Origin of the sequence: Photobacterium sanctipauli, from assembly GCF_003026495.1 — a bacterium.
GTDB classification, from domain to species: domain Bacteria; phylum Pseudomonadota; class Gammaproteobacteria; order Enterobacterales; family Vibrionaceae; genus Photobacterium; species Photobacterium sanctipauli.
The window spans coordinates 151,272-173,314 of record NZ_PYMA01000009.1 but is presented as its reverse complement, the minus strand read 5'-3'; the positions used below and the strand labels follow the sequence as shown (position 1 = coordinate 173,314).

The window sequence follows — 22,043 nt, the reverse complement described above, 5'->3', positions numbered from 1 at the left end:
GTTTCGTTGGGGTGGCCTAAAAGCCATCCCAGCGGTATTTAGCCAATCGGATCCGCCCTGTTTCCGATACCTCGACACCTTCAGCGACCAGTTTTTTTCGTTGCCGCTCTAAATCATGCCCTGTTAGCGAAATCGCACCTTTTGAATTGATCACCCGATGCCAGGGGATACTCGAGCCTTCCGGTAGCGTCGCCATTAGCCTGCCCACTTGGCGTGCATAACCGGGAAAGCCTGAAAATTTTGCGATATCTCCGTAAGTTGCCACTTTCCCAATCGGAATTTGGTGAACTTGGGTGTAGATTTGACTTGCGAAATCGTCCATATTTATACCTATGCCAAACAAAATCTGATAGGGCAAAATACCCACTGGTATTGTTATTTTCCTTGCCGCTATCAGCATAACGCAAGGAGGTGCTGCCATGTTGTATGCCGCGTTACTTGTTGTGGTCAGCGTAGTGTTGACCATTGTCGGCGTTAGTGCACTGGGCCAAAGCCAAGGAGAGCTGCCAGCCCTTGCCCTCGCTATTCCCGCTTTGTGGCTGCTGCCGCAAGGGGGCGTCAGTGCTTGGTTACTGCTTATCGGGCTCGGCTCTTTCGGGTTCGTGCTGCCCGAACAACCGCTCGCGCTGTCTGTCAGTCTTTTCATGATGTTACCTGTTTTTGCCGTTTGTTGCTCGTCGAAAGGGTCGTGGCAGCTGGCTGCGCTGTTGATCTCGATTGTGCTTGCTATGGACGTCGGGCTCATGGCGTTGCAAGGCGAGGGTAAGCTTGAAGGCTCGCCAACGTATACCGTTATTCAAATCATTGCCGTTGGCATCATATGGATTGCCGCCAGAAGCTGGCGCGTTGTTGATGGCAATACCTGGTGGCCGCTATTTTTGGTGGTGCCGCTGTGGGTTGGCGGTATGGAGCATGCCGCGCTGGTCGCCCTGTGTACCACCGGGGTTATTGCCGCGCTGCAAGGTATGCGCAATAGCAAGATAGCTGAGTGGGTACCAAGAATGAGCTGGATTCTGCCGGCTATCGGTTTTGCCACTTTGGTGTTGGTGCCTTGGTTTGAAGTACCTAGCCCGGTATTGGTGGCATGGCTACTGGTGCTAGGCGGCGCGCTGCTAGGCGAGTACTTGTTGGAAGATCCGGAAGAAGAAGTTTAGCCTTCAGCGTCAGTTGGTTATCTTGCTGCTCGAAGCCTGATTGGGTGAAGATGCAACCAAATAGCGGATGCTGCGCAATAAAGCAGCATTCGGTCTGGTTTGCGCTTATCAGTCCTTGCATTATGCCGAGGCTTAACGGATAATCCTTCCCGTTCTCGAAATGAGACAAAGAATCTATGGAGGCCCCCATTGGTCCTCCCGCAACACTAACCTGTGAACTCGGCCAGGCCCGGAAGGGAGCAACCGCAGCAGGTGTCGTGTGTGCCGGGATGTGGCTGGTGGGGGCTTCCACCCATCTGGCGTTTGGTAAACCCACTGATGCCGACTACTCTCCCTGCTGTTATTCCTTTAATCACGCATTATCACTACTAGTAATACCTTCTGTTGATGCCCACTTTTGAATTAGATACTCCATTGTTTTCTTTGCTACAAATCGAAGGCTAGCACTTAAGAAGTTCAGCACTTTCCGTGTATTTATGTAGGTTGGTATTACGGATGCACCGGATGAGGGGCTATTGTGAAATTTTGTGGAATTGATAGTGGCGGTAATAGCGGGTAAAAAAAAGCCCCAAATGGGAAAAGGGGCAAAGATTCCATACGATCGGCGTAGATCATATGGGTGCCATTATTCCCACCGGCGGCCATTCTTAATAGGTCAGTTAGTGACAGATGTTTGCTAGCGGCTGCTCAATTCACAACAAATTTATCGGCCCCTGCTTTATTACACTTGCCAGCCAGTACCACGCCATATGTGTCTCCTACCCAGCGAGATGGCTAGGTTGGTTGTACATCTGGGCTAACCTTGAAACCGCGAATGATGTTACTCAGGGTGATAAGGGCAAATACCGCAATCACGATGGATAAGTGCCAAGGTTGGCTAAGGCCGAGTTGTACCAAAGACATGCTAACGATAGACGAGGCGATCATCTGTCCGCCCCCCGACATTGCCGCCGCCGCTCCGGCCTGCTTCTTGTATGGCTGCATTACCATGGCCTGGGCACAAGGTAGGGCAATGCCGTTGCCGAGGATCATCAATAGCTGCCCCAGCATCAGGTAGAGCGGCTCAAGCGGGCAAAAGAACAGCCACAGTGCGGCAAAGGCATGCAGTACGGGAGTATAGAGCAGCATCTTGCGAGACCCGATTTTGGGTCTGATGCGATTACACAGGGTGGTCCCCATTAGCATGCCCATTGCCGGGATCAGCGCCCACATGGCGTATTCGTCAGAGGTCATGCCGATTTGGTTTTGCATGATAAATGGCATGACTGAGACGGTGGTGATCATCAGGCTGAAATTAAGCCAGCTAATACTGGCAAAGCTCATAAAGTAGCGCGAGCTTATTAGTTGCCAGTATTGCCGCGCCATTTGCTTCGGTGAAGGCACCTTGGAGGTGCATTTCATGGTTTCTTGAAAGCGGAAGGCAAAGACCAACCAAGCGAAGGAGACATAGCCAAACAATGAAACAAACACCATGGTCCAACCAAAGTGAAAGTTGATAAAGCCACCAAGCACCGGTGCTAGCAGCGGGGTGATTGAAGCCGCCATGGCGATATATGACATCGCCAGCGGCAGCTCTGCGCCATTGAACCTATCGCGGGTTGAAGCCCTGGCCAAAACTGCGCAGCACCCTGTCCCTAGTCCTTGTAGGAAACGCCCCATGACCATGCCGGTAAAGGAGTGGTTGAGCGCAATGATCATGAATAGGCCGCAAAGGGCGATCAACAGTCCGGCCAGTAACACCTTCTTTCTGCCTAGCGCATCTGAAATTGGGCCATACAGAAATTGGGATGGCCCAAAGCCGAGTAGGTAAATACTGACCAGTAACTGCGCTTGGTCGAGTGAGATATCAAAGTCTTTGGCTATCCATGGCAGGGAGGGAAAAACCAATCCCGTGCTGAGTTGGCCGACGCTGATGATCAAGCAGGCAAGGGCAAGGGTACGCCAGAAGCTTTTATCGGTCATGTTGGGTTACTGTCCTATCTCGCAATGCTTTTTCATGAAGCTATCAAGCCGGCTTCTATGGTGGATCTCATCCTTGGTTAAAAATCGTGGTAGGTGCTCATTGACTTTATAGATGGCTTGCTCGCGCACGTCATGGGCTTTGCCTGCATGATAATAGGTGGCTTCAAATAGCTTCATTGCATTTTTCATCAGCCGTTCGCTTTGCTGGCAACTGATGGTCAGTGTGTCTTCCCCCCCAAGTTCCAAAAGGCAGAGGATATCGGCAAAGTGCTGAGGGTACCCGGCAGTGGTGAGCGGGAAGGTACGCCAAGTGGCTTCGTTTCCTTGCTGGATATGGACGTAGGGGTAGTGCTTAAGGGTACCAAAGCCGATGGAAATGATTTTATCACTGTAATGAAGCTCTAACCGGCGATCCCAAATGTCGCCACCCTTGCCGCCAATCAAATTAAAGGGAATGGCTTGGTGCTGGCACTCAAGTTTGCCGTGGACGAAAAGGTGGGTTTCGGCCCCCGGGTAGCGCTCTAGATCGGGGTGGTCGAGGGCTTCAAGGCGAAGCTGGTCGATTTGGATGTTCCGGTAGCCAAAATCCGTCTCATCAAGCAGCCGCATCAACCCGGCCACAGCATGAATACCCATATCGAGGCCGATACCGGCACCGCCATTCTTGCTTAGGTTGACCAAGCCCCGTTGATTAATGGCGGTGAGTTTTTGCTCAAAACTAAATGATGGAAAATAGGCATATTTCGCCAACGGATTATCAGTGGCATGGGCGATGATTTTATGCGGTGGCACTGCTGCTGAGATCAGCTGGTGGTCGAAGACATACTCTAGCGCCGGTGACACTAGTGCGGTATCAATAAAGTAGAAACGTAAGCCTTGGCGCTTAAGTTGTTCAATGTCTTGGTCGAAGCCTTGCGAGACTTCATCAAGGGCAAAGGACGGCTTTTCGATAACCATCAAGGCATCGTCGGCTAATGCAAGCTTGGCGACCTGCCGAACAATAGCGAGGTGGGTGGTGACCGGCGTCAGGATCAATACCGCTTGGATCGGGGTACTTGCCAAGGGGGAGCAACCAAAGTCGGTGAGGTTGGCAAAGTAGCCATCATATTCAATGCCCAGTTGCTTGGCGTGGTGGCTGATATCCAGTTGTGCCAGGCTTGGGTCAACCGCGATTAGCTGGTAGTTGTCTTGCAGCTTAGAGAGCAAGTCTCGATATAGCCCGACAACGGCACTTTGCGGATCCCCCAAGCCGCCAAAGACCAATACATTGCTTTTGTTTACCATTCCCCAACCCTGCGATATTAAATTAACGGCCGATAGCTTAGCACTTTCTTCGTGCGATACGTTGATCTGCCTTGGCATGGCCGACAATTGTTTCCCCCAGCCGTGATTGGGCACGGAGGTAGTTAAAAATCGACGTTTTGCTTATTTTCTTTAACTTGTTGTTTTTAAGATTATAAGTTGGTTTTTTAGTCGCTTGGGTTGCATTTTGATGCAATTAACAACTTAACAAGTTACATGTAATTGAGGCATACTGGATAACCTCTTTAATATATTAATTACCAATTACGCTGATCATGGATGATTATTCGTTTTCTATCGCCGCCTTTCTTGAGGATATGGCGAGTTTCTCGACCACCACAGATGGGGTCACACGTTTCCCTTGTACGCCAGAATCCCTGCAAGCCCGGGAATATCTAATTAATACAATGACAAACCTTGGCCTTGAGGCCTATGTTGATCATGTCGGCAATGTGCGGGGGCGCCGCCAAGGGCAAGATAGCCAAGCCAAGGCTTTGGTGTTTGGTTCCCACTATGATTCCGTGCGCAATGCCGGAAAATACGATGGTTTGGCAGGTATCGCCTGTAGCCTAAAAATGGTGGATGACTTAAACCGTCGCCACGTTCACACTGAGTTTCCCATTGAGATCATTGCGCTTGAAGCGGAAGAAGGGTGTGACTTCAAAAGTCCGTTCATAGGCAGCAAGGCGGTCACGGGGCTGTTCAGCCTAGACGATCTCAAGCAGGTGAAAAATACCGAAGGTGTCGACTACTTTACTGCGTGCCAGCAAAATGGCTTGTTTCCGGAAGCGATCGCGACCCAACAATATGATGCCCAAAATACGGCAGCGTTTGTCGAACTTCATATCGAGCAGGCAGCCAAGCTGGATCAGATGGGGATTTCACTGGGCATTGTCAGTGCCATCAGTGCATTGAGACGTGTCAGGTTGTCGTTTTTCGGGCAGGCTAACCATGCCGGTGCCACACCAATGGATCAACGCCGCGACGCCATGGTGGCGGCAGCGGGCTTTATTCACCATATTCCAGCCTTGCTTGATGCCCATTCCACCGATAGCGCCACGATTACGGCCGGTCGTATTACTTGCTTGCCAAACCGCGCCAATATCATTCCGGCGATTGCCCATCTTGAAATCGATGTCCGTGACGTGAGTGATCCCGAGCTCGATGCTTTGCACCGCCAGATCATTGGTTATTGTGAGCAGCTGGCTGAAACAGAAGGCTTAAGGTTTGAAACCGAGCTAATGGGCGAGGGGCCGGCAGTGGCAATGGATGATGCCTTGCAACGCCAACTTGGGGCGGCTGCAGAGCTAGCTGGCCATCAAGCGGTGCCTATTCACAGCGGGGCGGGCCATGATGCAGGCATTTTTGCCGCAGTATGTCCGGTCGGCATGGTGTTCTTACCCAGTGAAAAGGGCTTTAGCCATAACCCGCAAGAGCACACCGACAATGCGCATTTGGAAGCCGGTGCCGAGGTGCTGACCCAGTTTATTGTCAACATGGAAAACCAATAGGGACGTTACATGCTAACCCAAGAGTTAGAAAAAAAGGCGACGCTGTCAGATAGGCTCGATAGTCGTTTTCAATTTAGCCAACAAAACTCGTCGTTGAAAACGGAGGTCATGGCGGGGATCACCACCTTTATGGCGATGGCTTACATTTTGATTGTTCACCCTTCGTTTATGCGTGTCGCCGGGATGGATGTGGGGGCGGTTACCGTTGCGGTTGCGTTGTTCTCGGCATTGGGCTGCTTTGCAATGGGGTATTTCACCAACTTGCCGTTTGCGATCGGCCCGGCGATGGGCGGCAATGCCTTCTTCGCCTTCACCTTGGTGGCACAGGGTGTGGTGAACTGGCAAACCGCAATGGGAATGGTCTTTATTTCTGGCGCAGCCTTTATTCTGCTGACCTTCCTCGGGTTGCGTGAGTTGATTGTTCGAATGATGCCAACCAACGTCAAAATAGCCATTGGGGCTGCGATTGGTTTGTTCATTGCCCAGCTTGGATTCAAGAGCGGCGGCTTGATGGTGATTGGCGAGGGGGCGATAAAGCTAGGTAGCATGAGCGATAGCACGGTGCTGCTAACGCTATTGGGCTTGGTGCTGGCGTTTGGCTTTGCGGCTCGCAAAATTAACGGTGGGTTGCTGCTGGCAATCATTATCGTCACCATTATCGGTATTCCGCTGGGCATGACCCAAGTGCCAGAGCAGCTGGTTTCCCTACCGCCGTCGATTGCGCCTATTGCGTTTGAACTTGATATTTGGGCGGCGCTCCAGTTTGGTTATATCTCGTTTATTTTCACTTTTTTTGTTGGTGATTTCTTCTCGACGCTAGGCACCTTGCTCGGCGTGTCGGAAAAAGCCGGCTTTCTCGATAAAGACGGCAACCTGCCTAATATCAACCGTCCGTTCTGGGTCGACTCGCTGGCGACAACCATTGGCTCATTGTTCGGGATGACCACTTTGACCACCTTTATCGAGTCAGCGGCCGGGGTGGAAGCCGGCGGCCGTACGGGACTGACGGCGATTGTGACCGGTATTTGCTTCTTGCTCTGCCTGTTTTTGGTGCCGCTGGTGGTGATGATCCCGGCTTTTGCGACCGCGCCTGTGCTGATCATGTTGGGTATTTCGATGCTGACCTGCGTCAAGCGCCTTGAGTTTGACGATCCGACCGAAGCGATGCCGGCATTTGCCACCATTGTTTTCTGTGCGTTTACCTCAAGCATCGCCAACGGTATTAGCATCGGCATCTTGTCTTACATTGCCATCAAGCTACTCGCCGGGCGCCATCGTGATGTCCATCCGGGCTTGTATGTGCTGGCGATACCGCTTATCTACTTCTTTGCGATTAAATAGGGATACTATGAGACTGAATCCTAAGGATATGTCTGCCTTGGTTGCCGCCTCGATGGGGCGTCAACCGGTTGAGTTACTACTGACCAATGTACAGGTGGTGAACTTGTTTACCGGGGAAATCCACCCTGGGCAAGTGGGCGTGCAAGATGGCTTTATTGCCTATGTGGACATGGATCCCGATAACCTGAATCGTGAAGATATCCAGCGTGATGCGCTGGAAGTGATTGATGGGCAAGGGCGCTATTTGATACCGGGCTTTATCGATGCCCATCTGCATATCGAAAGTACCATGATGACGCCGCAAAACTTTGCCAAGGCGGTGCTGCCATGGGGAACGACAACCGTGGTGACCGACCCGCATGAAGTGGGCAATGTGCTGGGTACCGATGGGGTGAAGTACATGGCACAAGCCAGTGCTGATATGCCTATCCGTAATTTGGTGTTGGCGCCGTCGTGCGTGCCAGCCTTGCCGGGGATGGAGTCGGCGGGGGCAACCTTTAACGACGAAGACGTGATTTCGCTGTGCAATGAAGACAATATCTTCGGTATCGGTGAAGTGATGGATTTCTTGGGCGTGCTGGAGCAAGACGATCGCATGAATCCGATCCTTGTACGCTCGACCCAACAGTCGGCCTACATTCAGGGCCATGCCCCGAGCATGTTTGGCCAGCGCCTGAACGCGTATTTGTGCACCGGGCCAACCAACGATCACGAGACCCGCTTTGGTCAGGAAGCCAAGGATAAGATGCGCCTTGGCATGTACGTACAAGCGCGAGAAAGCTCGATGTCGCGAAATGTGCGAGACATCGTCGAGGCGGTCAAAGATTTCAAGTTCCATGATTATCTCTGCCTGTGTACCGATGACAGGGAAGCGGCCGATATTCTTGAACATGGCCATATGAACCATGTGGTGAAAGTCGCCATTGAGGCGGGGCTGGACCCGATCACGGCGATCCGATGTGCCACCTTGCATACCGCCAAAGACTTGGAAATTCGCAATCTGGGTGCCGTCGCACCGGGTTACGTGGCTGATCTTCTGCTGGTGGATGATCTTCATGATCCGCGTCCGGCAAAAGTGATCAGCCAAGGTAAGCTGGTGGCAGAAAATGGTCATTATATTGCACCATTTTCCGCTAAGGTACACCCACTGGAAGAGCAGGATACCACTGCTGAGTTACCTGACTTCAATGCCGAGATGCTAACCATACAACCGCCTGTGGAAAATGGCAGTGTTGTCGTGAATGTTCTGCATTACTTACGCCTTAATGCATCATTGACCGAATGGCGGCAGGTATCGATTCCTGTGGTTGGTGGCAAACTGGTACTGCCGGAAGGCCATCAATTCGTGATGATCCAAAACCGTTATGGCAAGACCGATCAGCGCACACTGGCTGTGGTGAGCGGTTCTGGCTTGGAGCAAGGCGCTATTGCGGCGACGGTTTCTCACGATAGCCATAACCTGACCGTGATGTACGATACGCCGGAAAATGCACTGGCAGCCATCGAGCAAGTGAAAGTGATGAAGGGCGGCATTGCTTGTGCCAATAACGGCCAATTGCTTGGCTCATTAGCACTGCCTGTGGCAGGGTTGATGTCGACATTGGATTGCCAATCGTTAGCCGTCGAGGGCGAGAAGCTTAAGGAAGCAGTATTGACCTTAGGCTTCCGGGAGGCGGTGAACCCGTTGTTGCGTATTGCGACCATTGCATTGCCGGTGATCCCGAAAGCCAAGCTGTCTGATAAGGGCTTGATCAACGTCGAGACCAAATCGTTTGTGCCTTTGTTCCCAGAGAATAAAGCCCAAGCGAGCGACTGAGCTACCGCCGTAAGGCTGAATAAGTTGCATATTTTGAGCTGATATTATGCAAAAGGAGAAAGGTCGGCTAGCAGTGCTAACTGACCTTTTTTCTTTCGCGAGTTTGGTTTTGTTGAGTGAAATTGACCAGAAAACATTCAATTTTTTGACGTCGATCACCCTATTTGAATGAAAAATTGATAAATCGCATAGTTCTGCGAGAGCAGAGTGCATAATGTCTCAGTGTTCCGTTATGAAAGAATTTAAAGGTTACCAATATGTCTGATGTACCAGTGTCTGCTAACAATGCCGCCGAAATTATCCAACCGGTTGTTGAGTCTTCCGGTTCGATTTGGGGCTACGTAGCTGGTGGTGTGGCCTTACTGATTATTGCCGGTTACTTCGGCTACAAGAAAATCAACAAACCTGCGTTTATCATCAAGCAGGTTCGTAAGAAAAACTACAAGGAAATGCAGAAGCAAGGCGTTGAAAGCAACGAGTTTATGGTTGATCTCGATAAGCTGCTTGATTCTGTATTAGAGTATGCCACCAAGCATAACAAGACTGGCCGCGATGTTGTTTCTATCATCAGCCCGTTGAACGATACCAAGCGTATCAAGACACCACGTGATATGTACCAGTCGATGATCTACATCGCGAACGAGATGAACGATGTGTCATTGGCGCGTGAACTGAAGAACAAGTCTAAGCAGGTTAAATCAAGCTCTAACCTGATGAATGGCTTGCTAAAGCGTGCGGGTATTTAATTACTTGCCCAGTCTTTAGTGACATCATTATAGAGAAGCTGTCCCTAACTCAGGGGCAGCTTTTTTTATGCCTTGGGTTTGGCGTTAACCAGGTTTTAGCTATTGATGTGATCAATGTCGACCTTTCGCAATATTTGTTGTGAGCTCTCATTATATAAATATGTTGCCCATCACACTTGGCTTGTTCAACTTGTTATCATTTGCCTACAAAGTGGGACATACATGGAATAACAATGAGAGAAGTTGAATTTCGTACGGTCGATCGGCTATTTGTGAAAATGTCGATTAACGATAAGTTTTGGCTGTTTTTTGGCTTAGTGAGTTTGTTGGTCGTCGGCCTATCGGCCAGCCACTATTTCGGTAAGCTTGAGCAATACAAAGCAAGCCACCTTCAGGAAACCCAATCACGGTTAAATGCCATCGTTGATACTGCCCAATCGGCAGGGTTGGATGAGCAAGCACTGCGCCAGCTATTGTCTGGGCAAGGCATAATGCTTGTTAGCCTGCCAGCCCAAGCTGAGCAAACAGATACTCAGACGACAGTGGCAACCGCGCTGAATCACCAGCAGGGCTACGCCCAACTGAGCCGTCCGTTTGGCGCAGAGTTTGATGCGGTGAAAAGCCAGGCACTCACCACCTTTTTCTACTCCTTGTTAATCCTTGTGCCTATTGCCTTGCTCTCGTATTGGTTGGCCACTTTTCTTGGTGGCGCATTATGGGTGATGCACCAAGCGACTCGCCGCATTGCCGATGGTGATTTGACTTCGCGCCTGGGATTCCATGTTGGCCGTGATGAGTTTGGTATTATTGGCTTCGAGCTAGATCGCACCATGGATACGTTGAGCGAACTGGTTACCACGGTTAAACACAGTACCGACGGTTTGGCGCAAGCGGCAGAGCGCTCGACGGACGGGGCCAAAAGTGCCGATCAGCAGATCCAGCAGCAATATGCGTCGGTTGACTCCGTGGCAACGGCAATGGAAGAAATGACGGCATCTGCCAACGATATTGCAGGCCTTGCCCAGCAAACCTCAACCCAGTCTGATGCTGATATGAAGAAGATTGATGAGGGGAACCAAAAGGTACAGCAAGCTATCCAGGTTGTGATGCAGCTGTCGCAGCAAACAGACGACGCTTCTCGCACCGTCAGCAGCCTGAATGAAAAAGCAGAAGAGATCAATGATGTGATCACCACTATCAATGCAATCTCTGAGCAGACCAACTTGTTGGCTTTGAATGCAGCGATTGAGGCGGCACGGGCCGGCGAGCAAGGCCGCGGCTTTGCGGTGGTTGCCGATGAGGTGAGAACCCTCGCTGGCCGCACCCAGCAAGCAACGGTTGAAATCCAAGCGATGATCGACAAATTGCAGTCGGAAACGGCGAGTATTTCGCAAATCACCTCGAGCACCTTGGAGCAGGCCTACCAAAGCCGCGATATGATCACCGAGATTGGCTCGGACGTGGATGCGATTGCCGAGTCGGCAAGGCTGGTCATGGACATGAGCACCCAAATTGCCACGGCAGCCGAGCAGCAAACCGGCGTGGCCAACGATATTGCTTCGGAGCTGCATGATATCCGTAATCAGTCTGAGTTGCTTCGTTCGGTGACCGAGCAGGCGGTGGAAGAGAATCTATCGCTGACCAATACCTCCCATACCTTGGGCAAGGCGCTGGAAAAATACCGCACGGCATAGCGCGCAGTGTTGGGGGGAGCCCCCATCATTGCATGCAGTTTCATTGATAAGGGAGCGAGCTGTTGAGCTCGCTCTTTTTTTGATTATGTGAATGGCTGCATGAATTTGGCATAAATTCCCTGTCTTTATCGAGGCGAATCACGGCAGGGAAGCCTTCCCCTTGCTAGTCTGGGTATAGAGCAAGAATTCTTGTGGAAGAGGGGGAGCGTATGAATACTCAGTTAACCGTTACACTGGCGGGGCAAGATCATCCTCAGTTAATTAACCAGCTTGCAGCGAAAACCCATGAGTTGGGGGGCAAGTGGTTAGTCAGTAAAATCAACCGGCTTGATGGACAAGTTGTCGGTATCCTCAAGATAGATATTCCTGCTGAAGCTGCTCAGCAACTCAAGGATGCATTTGCGGATCAGCAAGGTTTGGATGTCAGGGTTATCGACGATCTTAAATCAAACGAGCCGATCAAGATGGATCATGTCATGATGAAGGTCGAGTCAGCGGATCGTCCCGGTATCGTGCATGATATTACCCATATTCTTGACGGTATTGGCATCGGCATTATTAAAATTGAAAACCACCGAATTGGTGTGCCGGATCTTGGCCGGGCCCTGTTCTATGCCGAGTTGCAATTGAATGTTCCGGCTGAGGTGGATCATGAGCAGCTGGTGGAAGCTATCATGCAGGTCGATGACGACTTGCGGGTGAAGGTACTGGAAGAGGCCTAATTCACGGTTTATTCGAATGAGTAGATAAGCAAGCAGACCGTCAGATAAATAAGAAAGTGCCGGGCATATGCCCGGCACTTTTTTTGTTTCAATTGACGTTTAGATTAATGGCCTACAGCAATTGCATGGTGGTAATACAGGTACGGCTTTGACTATCAGTGGTTAACACTTCAGTGGCTGTTTTACCCTGGTAGTTAAACGAGACTTTGTAGCTGCCATTCTTCGGTACCCAGAAATCGATAAAGCCGTCTTTCTGGGTTCTCACCATACCAGCCTGAACCACTTCGTTGGTTTGGCTGTCGGTAATTTCGACCATCATTGACTTCTCTACCATCTCCCCTTGGCAACCGGTAGGTACATGGAAGGTACAGCCATGGGTCATATTTTCAAACGGGGCGATTGAGAGCAGGAACTGATCGCCGGTTGGGATCCGTGCTGTTGATTTGTCCGCAAACTCTGCTTCGATAAAGTCAGGGAAAACCTTCACGGTTGCCTCGCCAGTACGGTGCCATTGGTGCGACTGCTCCAAGGCATCTTGGGCATTGAGTTTTTCAAATTGCTCGGCCTGGGAGGCTGCAAATGCCGATTGACTGGTGAGGGCAATCATCGCTGAGACTAGTAGGTATTTCATGTTGTGTGCCTTTCTTTTTCTGTTAATTCAATAGGGTATTTCGTTTCATGCCAGCTTCAAAGTGGCCGGGAATATTGCAAGAAAACTCAACAAACTGGCTGCCCATAAAGTGCCAAGCCATTTTAGCTGTTTGCCCCGGTTGTAGAGTGAGTGTTGTGCCATCATGGTGTTCCATATCGGGCATGGCGCGCATCATTTCACGGTGCTTGACTTGCTCGTCAACGCTGCCAATCGAGAATTCGTGCGGGATCTTGCCTTCATTAGTTACCACAAAAGCCACGACATCACTTTGTTTGATGTCGAGTGCGGGTTTGAAATTCATCTGCATCTTGTCGTTCAAGGTAACCTGGTAGGTTTTGTTGGCCTGGGCAGCAGGTGCCGGCATGCCTACGGCAGATGCCATTTCACCATGGCCTTCCATATGATGGTGGTCATGATTACCTGCGGCTAAAGCGATTGAGCTGGTTGCCATCAGTAATGTTGCTAGCCATGCTTTTTTCATCTTTTCTCCTTACCCGGTGGCTGCGCACCGGGTGGTTATTATCGAGTAAATGGGCAGAACTTAGCGGTTTATTTCGCGATTGGTTCGCTATTGGTCCGCTATTGGTTTAATCATTGAGTTTTTCGCTATGGGTTTTCCAGAGCTTGAATACCGCGGGAATGACGACCAATGTCAGCAGTAGTGCCGAAGACATACCGCCAATCATTGGTGCGGCGATACGCTGCATGACTTCCGAGCCGGTACCTGAGCCATACATGATCGGGATCAGGCCGATGATGACGGTTGCGACGGTCATCATGATTGGGCGAACACGCAACCCTGCACCTTCTTCAATGGCGCTATCGAGGTGGGCCTTGGTGAGTGGCTGCTTGAGGTGCTGGCTTTCTTGGTGCTTGAAACGCCATGCTTGGTTGAGGTAGACCAGCATGATCACCCCGATTTCGACGGCAACACCGGCAAGGGCAATAAAGCCAACGCCAACCGCAATCGAGAAGTTGTAACCGAGTACTTCCATCAGCCAGATGCCACCGACCATGGCGAGTGGCAAGGTACTCATGATCACCAGTACTTCGCCAACCCGGCGGAAGCTCATATACAGCAGCATCATGATGATGGCCAGAGTGGCTGGCACAACGACATTGAGCCGTGCCTTGGCACGTTCCATGTATTCATATTGGCCAGACCAAGTTATCGAGTAGCCTGCCGGTAACGCCAACTGGTCGGCAACTACTTGCTGGGCCTCTTTGACGTAGGAACCAAGATCGCGATTATCAATATCGATAAATACCCAGCCATTCGGACGGGCATTTTCGGTTTTGATCATGGGAGGACCATCCTCAAAGCGAATATCGGCCACATCGGCCAGGGCAATGCTGGCACCGTTTGGTGTGATTAACGGCAGGTTTTGCAGCTTGACCAAAGAGTCGCGGTAGTTCTGTGGGTAGCGTACGTTGATCGGGTAGCGTTCAAGCCCTTCGACAGATTCGCTCACGTTCATTCCACCAATAGCGGTGCTGATCACCTGCTGGATTGCTTGGATGCTCAAGCCATAGCGTGCCGCCTGCTGGCGCTTGATGTCCATGGTGATGTAACGGCCACCGGCCACCCGTTCGGCATAAACCGAGGCGGTGCCTTCGACCCCTTTCAAAACGGATTCGAGCTGGGCGCCAATTTTCTCTATTTCCGGTAGCGATGGGCCGGCGATTTTGATCCCCACCGGGGTTTTGATCCCGGTTGCCAGCATATCGATACGGGTTTTGATTGGCATCACCCATGCGTTGGTCAGACCCGGGAATTGAATGAGGGCATCCAGTTCCTGGCGCAGGCTTTCTGTGGTAACACCTTCACGCCACTCGCTTTTGGGCTTGAGCTGGATGATGGTTTCAATCATGGTCAGCGGTGCCGGATCGGTGGCTGTTTCAGCCCGGCCGATTTTACCCCATACGGTTTTGACTTCCGGGACGGTTTTGATCAGCTTATCGGTCTGCTGCAACAACTCGCGTGCCTTGCCGATTGAGATCCCCGGGTAGGTGGTAGGCATATACATTAAATCCCCCTCATCCAACGGCGGGATAAATTCACTGCCCATTTTCTGAAGCGGGTAGAAAGACGATGCCATCAAGGCAATGGCAACCACAATGATGGTTTTCGGGTAGTGCAGGCTTGCCTTAAGCAAAGGGCGGTATAAGCCAGTTACCACGCGGTTTACTGGGTTTTTGTGCTCAGGCAGTACATTGCCGCGGATCAGGTAGCCCATCAGTACGGGTACGAGGGTAATAGCCAAGCCTGCGGCGGCCGCCATTGCGTATGTCTTGGTGAAGGCCAGTGGCGAGAACATCTTGCCCTCTTGGCCCTCAAGGGCAAACACGGGCACGAAGCTCAAAGTGATGATGATCAGCGAGAAGAACAAAGGCGTCCCCACTTCTTCTGCCGCTTTGCTAATCACTTGCCAGCGGTTTTTGTCGGTGAGCGGGGTGCGCTCGATATGCTTGTGCACGTTCTCGATCATGACGATCGCGCCATCGACCATCGCGCCGATGGCAATGGCAATGCCGCCCAACGACATGATGTTGGCATTGATCCCTTGCCAGTGCATCACGATAAATGCCGACAAAATCCCGATAGGTAAGCTGATGATCACAACCAGCGACGAGCGGAAATGGAACAAGAACAAGGCGCAGACAACGGCGACCACGATAAACTCTTCAATCAGCTTTTCGTAGAGATTCTTTACCGCGCTGTCTATCAGGCCCGAGCGGTCATAGGTGGTGACGATCTCCACGCCTTCGGGCAAACTGCGTTCAAGTTCAGCGAGCTTGCTTTTGACCTTATTGATCACCTGCTGGGCGTTTTCGCCAAAGCGCATGACCACGATCCCGCCGACCGCTTCGCCTTCACCGTTCAGTTCAGAAATACCACGGCGCATTTGTGGACCGAGTTGAATATCGGCGACATCGCCTAATAATAGCGGGGTGCCTTTATCTGTTACGGTGAGCGGCAGTTGCTTGAGATCGTCAATATCAGAGACATACCCGGTTGCCTTCACCATGTATTCGGCTTCGGCCATTTCCACCACCGATGCCCCAGCTTCTTGGTTGCCAGCCTGTATCGCCATATTCACTTGTTGCAGTGTTAGGCCGTAGGCACGCAACTTGGCTGGGTCGATTTGAACCTGGTACTGCTTGACCATACCGCCAACCGTGGCGATTTCCGATACGCCGTCTACCGTTTGCAGTTCATACTTCAAGAACCAATCTTGCAGGCTGCGCAGTTCGCTTAGGTCATGCTGGCCGGTTTTATCAACCAGTACATAGCTGTAGATCCAGCCCACGCCCGTTGCATCCGGCCCGAGTGTTGGCTTGGCATTGGACGGCAAGTTTGGGGCAACTTGGCTAAGGTACTCCAGTACCCGGGAGCGTGCCCAGTACATATCGGTGTCATCGTTGAAGATGATATAGACATAGGAGTCACCAAAAAACGAATAGCCGCGAACGGTTTCCGCACCAGGGACTGCCAGCATGGCGGTGGTCAGCGGGTAGGTGACTTGGTCCTCAACCACCTGCGGGGCCTGCCCCGGATAACTGGTTTTGATAATGACCTGAACATCGGAAAGATCAGGAATGGCATCAATTGGGGTTTTTTTGACGCTATAGATACCTGCCGCAACTAAGAAAACAGTCGCAATTAAGACTAAAAAGCGGTTGTGTATCGACCACCGGATAATCGAACCAATCATTGGGCACCGCCTTGGTTCGTATGGCCCATCTTGCCGTGGTCCATATTACTGTGGTCCATGGTGCTGTGATCCATTGAACTATGGTCCATCTCGCCGTGGTCCATGGTGCTGTGATCCATTGAGCTATGGTCCATCTCGCCGTGGTCCATGGTGCTGTGATTCATTGAACTATGATCCATTTCTCCGTGATTCATTGTTGCGTGATTAGCTGCCGGGACAGCATCCATGACTGCGATTTTTGATCCCCCAAATTGGCCATTGCCTGATTTTTCAAGGTTGAAGCTAATGGATTGGCCGATGGCGAGCTCGCTAAGGTTGCTTTCATCCGTGACAGTGAAGTCCATGGTCATGGTTGGCCAGTCCCACTCTGGTACAGGGGCATGTTCGATGGTTAGCATGTTATGGCTGGCCATAACTTGGCGAACCACACCCGTCACCTGCACAATGTTTGTCGGCTGTGCTTTGGGCTCCATGCGGCTAAAGTCGGCAGAAAGGCTGGATTCCGAATCGATAAGGAAATGGGCAGATGTAACCACTTTCTCATTGGCGGAAAGCCCTTTGACCACTTCAACCATTCCGCCAGCGCTTCGACCGGTTTCAATTGCGACAGAACGGTATTTACCCTCACCAAGGGCAAGCACGGCACGGCTCATGTTGGCCGAGCGGATGATGGCTTGTTCCGGTACAACCAGCGCTTGCTCATCCGTACGCGGGGTAAGGGTGAGGTTGGCAAACATATTTGGCTTTAGCTCGCCGTTAGGGTTGCTGAACTTGAGCCTTACTCGCATGGTGCGGGTTTTTGGATCCAGGATCGGGTAGATATAATCAACCTCACCTTGCCATTGCTGGCCTGGCAGGGCATCTATGCGCATCTGTGCTTCGGTGCCGGCTTTGATCCAATGCGCTTGACGTTCGAATACCTCAGCATCGACCCAGATGTTATCGAGCGAACCACCGCTGATAACGGTTTGTTGCGGAGACAGGTAAGCACCGTTTCTGACATTAAGCGTGGCAATGACCCCATCAGCAGGCGCCTTGATGGCAATGTTCTGTGCCGCCTTGCCGCGTCGGAGCAAGGTGTTGATCTGCTGATTATCGACCCCCAGCGAGCGGAGTCGGTCTTTTGCCCCCAGCACTAATACAGCTTTGCCAATTCGCTTGGCGTTAAGCAGCTCTTCTTGGGCGCGGACCAACTCAGGGGAGTAAAGCTCAAACAGCACTTCACCTTTTTCCACTTTCTCACCAATGGCATTCACGTTCAGGCTTTGGATCCAGCCGCTAACGCGACTGTTTATCTGCCAAAGCTGGCTTTCATCGAAAGCCACATAGCCAACGGTATCAATGTTGGGCTCTAGGCTGTGCTTGCTAACGAGTGTGGTTTTAACCCCCAAGTTGTTTTCGACCGTGGGGCTGATAGTGACTGTCCCTGCTGGATCGTCGTTACCGCCTGCTTTGAGGTCGCTTTCATAAACCGGGATCAGATCCATCCCCATTGGCGACTTGCCCGGCTTGTCACGCTTATAGTTTGGATCCATTGGTGCCACCCAGTACAGCGGTTCATCGCTAGCAGTACTGGCTGCAGTTGAGGTGGTGTTTATGTTAGTTGCTTGGTTGGCAAAATAGCCAAGTGCCGCGCCAACAGTGAGTGCAATCACGGCAACGGTAAATGTTTGTTTCATTGTTTCCCCTAATATTTGTTCAGCAGGTAGGACAGCGTGTTATTCGCTTGTTGGACATCGGCTTCTAGTCGAGCCTGTTCGAGCTTGATAGTCAGCACATCGCTGGCTGCCTTGATGTATTCATCCAGTTGGTTGGTGTTGTTCTGGTAGCCACGTTCAACGGCGTTAGCCTTCTCTTGAGCATGTTTGAGCAATACCTGTTGGTAGCGAGAAAGGCGCTGCTGGGTATTGTCGCGGTCAACCACGCTAGCATTGACTTGGCTGTTCATTTGCTGGAGAACCAGATCGCGCTGGGTGCGGGCGGCACCGACTTGGTATTGGGCCGCAGAGACTTTTTTGTCCTGACGCTTTTCGGTAAACAGGGGAATATCCATGGTCACGAAAGTGCTGACCAAGTCAGACGCAGGCGAGCCATCCATACCATTGGCTTGGCGATAGGCATACATGACTTCAACACCGAATTGGGGCTGGTAGGCCTCATTGGCTATCTCGACCCCGGTTTCAGAGCTGGCAATCATGGCGTTGGTGACTTTGATCGCCGGGTGGGATGCCAATGCCGGATAATAGTCTTGGGGATGGGTATTGAGGAATTGCGCTAGGGTTTGCCACTGAGGGTACGAATGGGCCTGGATCAATCGTGCCTTGTCACCTAGCCATTCTGTCAGCTGCGCTTTGAGCTTTAACTGCATTTGCTGGTTGGCTTGTAGCTGCTCATCAATTTTGCTGATTTGAAGCTCAGACTGGATCAGATCCTGAGACTGGTTATTGCCCAAACCGTAGTTGGTGCCGAGGTAGTTGGCAAGCTCCTTGAAGAGGGCCTGGTTCTCTTGCATCAGCAAACTTGCTTGATTGAGGTAAGCCAATTCAATCCAAGCGGTGGTGATGGCTTTGGTGATATCCAGCTCGCGGACACCAGAGGATTGGCGGATGCTGTCAGCCTGCTGGTTACTCTGCTTTTGTTGGAGGGCGAGGGTATTGCCACGGCCAAATTGCTGCATTAGGCCAACGGAAATATTGGTCATTGGATCATCATCAAATGAAAAACTGTCGGTAGGCAAGCCGCCCACGCCCATTTTCAATGTTGGATCCATTAGTTGGCTGTTAGCTATACCAAGGTCGGTTTGCGCATTGGCTTGGTACTCAATACGCTGCAAACCCCGATCGTTGTCGATGGCCCATTGAATCAGTTGGGCGAGACTTTGCGACGTTTGCTTGGCCGTCGGTGTGCTGTCAGCCATTGCTGTTGGCATGGTTAAGCCAATAGCCATTGCCATGCCTAAGGCACGGTAAAGGGGATGTATTTTCATTGTATATCCGCTAATTCGAAATCAAAAAATGCGGCGACAAGACGAAGCTTGAAACCGTTTTGTGGATTCGAAGTTAGCCGATAGGGGGACGCAGTACGCTTTCTTGGCGTGATACTGGTGAGGCTGGGTGATGTGCCACGGCAAGCGTATCACTTACCGAACTGGTGATATTGGGTAATAAGGTTGGCAGATCACTATATTGGCTAAGTTGGCCATTACACTGGTTGCAGTTGCTGCAATCAGTCATGTTTTCCATTGCACTACACTGTCCTTGCCCCAGCCCCATGCTACTACCGGGCATGCAGCCGTCACAATGACTCATCCCAGAATCAGGGATCATATGGCATTGAGCCATTTCGCTGGTCATGGTGATATGGCCCATCGCAGCCATATGCTTGGTATGGTCGGTAGCAGGGTTTTTGGAAGCGTGTTGTGGCGTAGAGTGGCTGTTAGCCATTTGCTCGGTGGCCATGGCTTGCATGATAGATTGGTGAGCAGGCACAGCAAAAGCTGGTTTAGTGATCAAGCTGATCAGCAATACCAGAATAAGCCTAACAACACCTTGTGATGACAATGGTGACATCTATCTCTACCAATTCTCTACCAAGAAAAGACAACAAACAGGTGGATTGTAGACCTTACCCCTAGAGGAAGGTCAAGAAAATACTAGTAAATTGATGTCGCATAGATGAAAAAAGGTGCAATGACTGCACCTTTTTTCAGTTTAGCTGTTAGCTTTCAACTGCGTCGGTGTCTGCAGTTTGAGCCTGAGTTTCTGGGGTTGGCTGCTCAGTGGCGACTTTCTCTTCCGCCGCCTTTACAGGAACCGCGGGAATAACCTCAGTTTGCTGCTGGGCAAGTTTTTCAGCATTGAGCTGGCTAATTTGGCTCTCCAAGCTGGCAACTTTTTCGGCTTCACGGCTTAAAGCATCAATTTCTTGATTTAGCTCGGCAATAAGTTGCTGCTCGTTACCGACATCTTGGCGTTGTTGCTTGATGTAGGCGACGAGGTTTTTACCGTGGGTGCCGATAGGCTGATCGCGCATGTCTTGCGCTCCTAATGCCAACGAGATATTGAGCAGCATTCGTTCGAAGCTGAGGACGTGGCGCTCGTAGTCCTTCTCTGGCATCGCTTTTAGCTTTTTCACCACGTCACTAATGTTACCCGCGTGCTTGAGTGAAAACATGGCTTCGTCAGCTTTGTCTTTGATTTTTGCGGTTGCACGAGGTTCTGAGGCAATAAAGGCTTCAGCGGCGGTGAGGGTGGCTGAAGCCGAGGCCAAGGTCTCAGGTGCATGCAAGGCGACGTTGGCTTTCTTCAAGCGTGCCAGTTCTTTTTGTGCCGGAGACAGATAGATCTTGGTGACGGTTTTGACTTCCAACGCGCGTTGTTTGGTCACTAAGGCAGGCTGTGCCTTGGTGGCTCGCTCTGGCTTGTCATCGGCCACATAGTTAACAAGGCGCTTAAGCTCACTTTCTAATTGCTTGGCGGTATTCGGGTAGTGCTTGGCAGCTTCAATTTCTGTTAATTGATGGCGATAAGAGAAAGCTTCATCAAGGACAGATAATGATTGCTGGCGGATTTTATTTGCTTTGGCAAAGTGAAGGTTGAATTGATTTACAGCATCTTCTGCTGCTTGAATATTGGTTTTTGAGCTGAAGAAACCACTGCTGCTATTTGCCTTAGCAGGATCAAGTTCAAAAACTGAGTAATATTCTTTTGCTTCTTTTAATGCTTCCTGGGCATCACGCATTGCGCTCGTTGCAAACCAAGATAATTCAATATCTTTGGCTCCTGCGATAGATTGCTCTGCACTTTCAATGCTTTGAACCAAGTTGTCAGTTTGAATTGCTGTCTCTGAGTGATTGGTTTCAAGTGGTAAGCTTGCTGTTGAGTCAGAATCTGATGCACAACCGGATAAAATAATTGCCGCCGCTAGCGCAGTTATTTTTAATTCCTTCTTCATGTGTTACTCCGTGATATCACAATAAAATATATGAGAAATAAATGTTTTTATTAAGGTAATTCTTATATTCAAGTTGATTTAAATTTTTATATTCACGCTGATTCTAATTGTTGTATTTAATAAGTTAAATAACTGGCGTGAATTAATGTGATCAGTTTAGTTGGATTGGGAATAATAAACCAGTGTCATTATATTGACGGATTCAAACAAGAAGGGCTTTAGATTGAGATCTAAAGCCCTTTATAGAAGCGATGAAGTTGGATTAGGAAGCGATAAAATTCGATTGGAAGTCAGTTGCTTTTGGCTGCAATTTTACCTTCTAAATCTTTGGTCACCATTTTTAACGCTGAAAGCGCAACTTCTGGCTCAATCTCGTTTGTTTCAAGCAGGTAGATGAGATCGACAGCAAGTTTGACGTCGGCTGGGGCGTCATCCAGTGGTGATTTTTCTTGTTCGGTCATGGCTCGTATCTGA

Annotated in this window: 18 protein-coding genes and 1 other RNA gene; 8 read left to right on the top strand and 11 right to left on the bottom strand. The window is 50.6% G+C overall.

The genetic code is table 11. The features are described from left to right. Nucleotides 1-16 precede the first annotated feature (16 nt). Nucleotides 17-322: an MGMT family protein gene (locus tag C9I98_RS15230; protein WP_036818511.1), complete on the bottom strand. Its 306-nt coding sequence runs from the start codon at nucleotides 320-322 to the stop codon at nucleotides 17-19. 97 nt (nucleotides 323-419) lie between these two features. Between C9I98_RS15230 and C9I98_RS15225 the strand changes: the two genes are divergently transcribed. Beyond that, nucleotides 420-1,154 carry a VP0952 family biofilm-associated protein gene (locus C9I98_RS15225; protein WP_036818502.1) on the top strand — a complete coding sequence of 245 codons (735 nt, stop codon included), beginning with the start codon at nucleotides 420-422 and terminating at the stop codon, nucleotides 1,152-1,154. 187 nt (nucleotides 1,155-1,341) lie between these two features. Beyond that, nucleotides 1,342-1,438, top strand: an RNA gene (gene ffs / locus C9I98_RS15220) — signal recognition particle sRNA small type. 490 nt (nucleotides 1,439-1,928) lie between these two features. Here the strand turns inward: ffs and C9I98_RS15215 are convergent. Further along, nucleotides 1,929-3,116, bottom strand: a complete 1,188-nt coding sequence (locus C9I98_RS15215) for a multidrug effflux MFS transporter (protein WP_036818499.1) — start codon at nucleotides 3,114-3,116, stop codon at nucleotides 1,929-1,931. Nucleotides 3,117-3,122: 6 nt separating this feature from the next. Beyond that, nucleotides 3,123-4,400 carry a hypothetical protein gene (locus C9I98_RS15210; protein WP_146153881.1) on the bottom strand — a complete coding sequence of 426 codons (1,278 nt, stop codon included), beginning with the start codon at nucleotides 4,398-4,400 and terminating at the stop codon, nucleotides 3,123-3,125. 293 nt (nucleotides 4,401-4,693) lie between these two features. Between C9I98_RS15210 and C9I98_RS15205 the strand changes: the two genes are divergently transcribed. The 6 genes from C9I98_RS15205 (at nucleotide 4,694) to C9I98_RS15180 (ending at nucleotide 12,248) form a co-directional block, all read left to right on the top strand. After that, nucleotides 4,694-5,929, top strand: a complete 1,236-nt coding sequence (locus C9I98_RS15205; RefSeq protein WP_107272166.1) for a M20 family metallo-hydrolase — start codon at nucleotides 4,694-4,696, stop codon at nucleotides 5,927-5,929. A gap of 9 nt (nucleotides 5,930-5,938) precedes the next feature. After that, nucleotides 5,939-7,270 (top strand): NCS2 family permease, encoded by a 1,332-nt coding sequence (locus C9I98_RS15200; protein WP_051902157.1) that lies wholly within the window; start codon nucleotides 5,939-5,941, stop codon nucleotides 7,268-7,270. A 7-nt stretch (nucleotides 7,271-7,277) separates the two neighbouring features. After that, the gene (locus C9I98_RS15195) at nucleotides 7,278-9,086 is read left to right on the top strand and encodes an adenine deaminase (protein ID WP_036821750.1); all 1,809 of its coding nucleotides are present in this window, start codon (nucleotides 7,278-7,280) and stop codon (nucleotides 9,084-9,086) included. Nucleotides 9,087-9,343: 257 nt separating this feature from the next. Then, nucleotides 9,344-9,832, top strand: coding sequence for a hypothetical protein (locus C9I98_RS15190; RefSeq protein WP_036821734.1), 489 nt, complete (start codon nucleotides 9,344-9,346; stop codon nucleotides 9,830-9,832). A 233-nt stretch (nucleotides 9,833-10,065) separates the two neighbouring features. After that, nucleotides 10,066-11,526, top strand: a complete 1,461-nt coding sequence (locus C9I98_RS15185; RefSeq protein WP_036821733.1) for a methyl-accepting chemotaxis protein — start codon at nucleotides 10,066-10,068, stop codon at nucleotides 11,524-11,526. 209 nt (nucleotides 11,527-11,735) lie between these two features. After that, nucleotides 11,736-12,248, top strand: coding sequence for a glycine cleavage system transcriptional repressor (locus C9I98_RS15180; protein WP_107272178.1), 513 nt, complete (start codon nucleotides 11,736-11,738; stop codon nucleotides 12,246-12,248). 112 nt (nucleotides 12,249-12,360) lie between these two features. On the opposite strand, the gene C9I98_RS15175 is transcribed toward C9I98_RS15180, so the two are convergent. The 8 genes from C9I98_RS15175 to rsmS form a co-directional block, all read right to left on the bottom strand. Beyond that, the gene (locus C9I98_RS15175) at nucleotides 12,361-12,879 is read right to left on the bottom strand and encodes a CueP family metal-binding protein (RefSeq protein ID WP_036829993.1); all 519 of its coding nucleotides are present in this window, start codon (nucleotides 12,877-12,879) and stop codon (nucleotides 12,361-12,363) included. Between the two features lie 22 nt (nucleotides 12,880-12,901). Continuing rightward, nucleotides 12,902-13,381, bottom strand: a complete 480-nt coding sequence (locus C9I98_RS15170; protein WP_081879114.1) for a cupredoxin domain-containing protein — start codon at nucleotides 13,379-13,381, stop codon at nucleotides 12,902-12,904. Between the two features lie 106 nt (nucleotides 13,382-13,487). Next, entirely contained in the window at nucleotides 13,488-16,616 is a 3,129-nt protein-coding gene (locus tag C9I98_RS15165; protein WP_107272165.1) for an efflux RND transporter permease subunit, read from the bottom strand. After that, a complete protein-coding gene (locus C9I98_RS15160) occupies nucleotides 16,613-18,295 on the bottom strand; it encodes an efflux RND transporter periplasmic adaptor subunit (protein WP_107272164.1) in 1,683 nt (560 codons plus the stop codon). The genes C9I98_RS15165 and C9I98_RS15160 overlap by 4 nt, the downstream gene beginning before the upstream one ends. An 8-nt stretch (nucleotides 18,296-18,303) precedes the next feature. Next, nucleotides 18,304-19,602, bottom strand: a complete 1,299-nt coding sequence (locus C9I98_RS15155; protein WP_107272163.1) for a TolC family protein — start codon at nucleotides 19,600-19,602, stop codon at nucleotides 18,304-18,306. 73 nt (nucleotides 19,603-19,675) lie between these two features. Then, the gene (locus C9I98_RS15150; protein ID WP_107272162.1) at nucleotides 19,676-20,185 is read right to left on the bottom strand and encodes a hypothetical protein; all 510 of its coding nucleotides are present in this window, start codon (nucleotides 20,183-20,185) and stop codon (nucleotides 19,676-19,678) included. 148 nt (nucleotides 20,186-20,333) lie between these two features. Further along, nucleotides 20,334-21,569 carry a hypothetical protein gene (locus tag C9I98_RS15145; protein WP_107272161.1) on the bottom strand — a complete coding sequence of 412 codons (1,236 nt, stop codon included), beginning with the start codon at nucleotides 21,567-21,569 and terminating at the stop codon, nucleotides 20,334-20,336. Nucleotides 21,570-21,859: 290 nt separating this feature from the next. Next, nucleotides 21,860-22,030 carry a pleiotropic regulatory protein RsmS gene (gene rsmS, locus C9I98_RS15140; RefSeq protein ID WP_036824600.1) on the bottom strand — a complete coding sequence of 57 codons (171 nt, stop codon included), beginning with the start codon at nucleotides 22,028-22,030 and terminating at the stop codon, nucleotides 21,860-21,862. Nucleotides 22,031-22,043: the final 13 nt, after the last annotated feature.

Excerpts from the sequence above, each read along its gene's own strand:
- C9I98_RS15230 (WP_036818511.1), bottom strand. The coding sequence starts at position 322 with ATGGACGATTTCGCAAGTCAAATCTACACCCAAGTTCACCAAATTCCG.
- C9I98_RS15225 (WP_036818502.1), top strand. The coding sequence starts at position 420 with ATGTTGTATGCCGCGTTACTTGTTGTGGTCAGCGTAGTGTTGACCATT.
- C9I98_RS15215 (WP_036818499.1), bottom strand. The coding sequence starts at position 3,116 with ATGACCGATAAAAGCTTCTGGCGTACCCTTGCCCTTGCCTGCTTGATC.
- C9I98_RS15210 (WP_146153881.1), bottom strand. The coding sequence starts at position 4,400 with ATGGTAAACAAAAGCAATGTATTGGTCTTTGGCGGCTTGGGGGATCCG.
- C9I98_RS15205 (WP_107272166.1), top strand. The coding sequence starts at position 4,694 with ATGGATGATTATTCGTTTTCTATCGCCGCCTTTCTTGAGGATATGGCG.
- C9I98_RS15200 (WP_051902157.1), top strand. The coding sequence starts at position 5,939 with ATGCTAACCCAAGAGTTAGAAAAAAAGGCGACGCTGTCAGATAGGCTC.
- C9I98_RS15195 (WP_036821750.1), top strand. The coding sequence starts at position 7,278 with ATGAGACTGAATCCTAAGGATATGTCTGCCTTGGTTGCCGCCTCGATG.
- C9I98_RS15190 (WP_036821734.1), top strand. The coding sequence starts at position 9,344 with ATGTCTGATGTACCAGTGTCTGCTAACAATGCCGCCGAAATTATCCAA.
- C9I98_RS15185 (WP_036821733.1), top strand. The coding sequence starts at position 10,066 with ATGAGAGAAGTTGAATTTCGTACGGTCGATCGGCTATTTGTGAAAATG.
- C9I98_RS15180 (WP_107272178.1), top strand. The coding sequence starts at position 11,736 with ATGAATACTCAGTTAACCGTTACACTGGCGGGGCAAGATCATCCTCAG.
- C9I98_RS15175 (WP_036829993.1), bottom strand. The coding sequence starts at position 12,879 with ATGAAATACCTACTAGTCTCAGCGATGATTGCCCTCACCAGTCAATCG.
- C9I98_RS15170 (WP_081879114.1), bottom strand. The coding sequence starts at position 13,381 with ATGAAAAAAGCATGGCTAGCAACATTACTGATGGCAACCAGCTCAATC.
- C9I98_RS15165 (WP_107272165.1), bottom strand. The coding sequence starts at position 16,616 with ATGATTGGTTCGATTATCCGGTGGTCGATACACAACCGCTTTTTAGTC.
- C9I98_RS15160 (WP_107272164.1), bottom strand. The coding sequence starts at position 18,295 with ATGAAACAAACATTTACCGTTGCCGTGATTGCACTCACTGTTGGCGCG.
- C9I98_RS15155 (WP_107272163.1), bottom strand. The coding sequence starts at position 19,602 with ATGAAAATACATCCCCTTTACCGTGCCTTAGGCATGGCAATGGCTATT.
- C9I98_RS15150 (WP_107272162.1), bottom strand. The coding sequence starts at position 20,185 with ATGTCACCATTGTCATCACAAGGTGTTGTTAGGCTTATTCTGGTATTG.
- C9I98_RS15145 (WP_107272161.1), bottom strand. The coding sequence starts at position 21,569 with ATGAAGAAGGAATTAAAAATAACTGCGCTAGCGGCGGCAATTATTTTA.
- rsmS (WP_036824600.1), bottom strand. The coding sequence starts at position 22,030 with ATGACCGAACAAGAAAAATCACCACTGGATGACGCCCCAGCCGACGTC.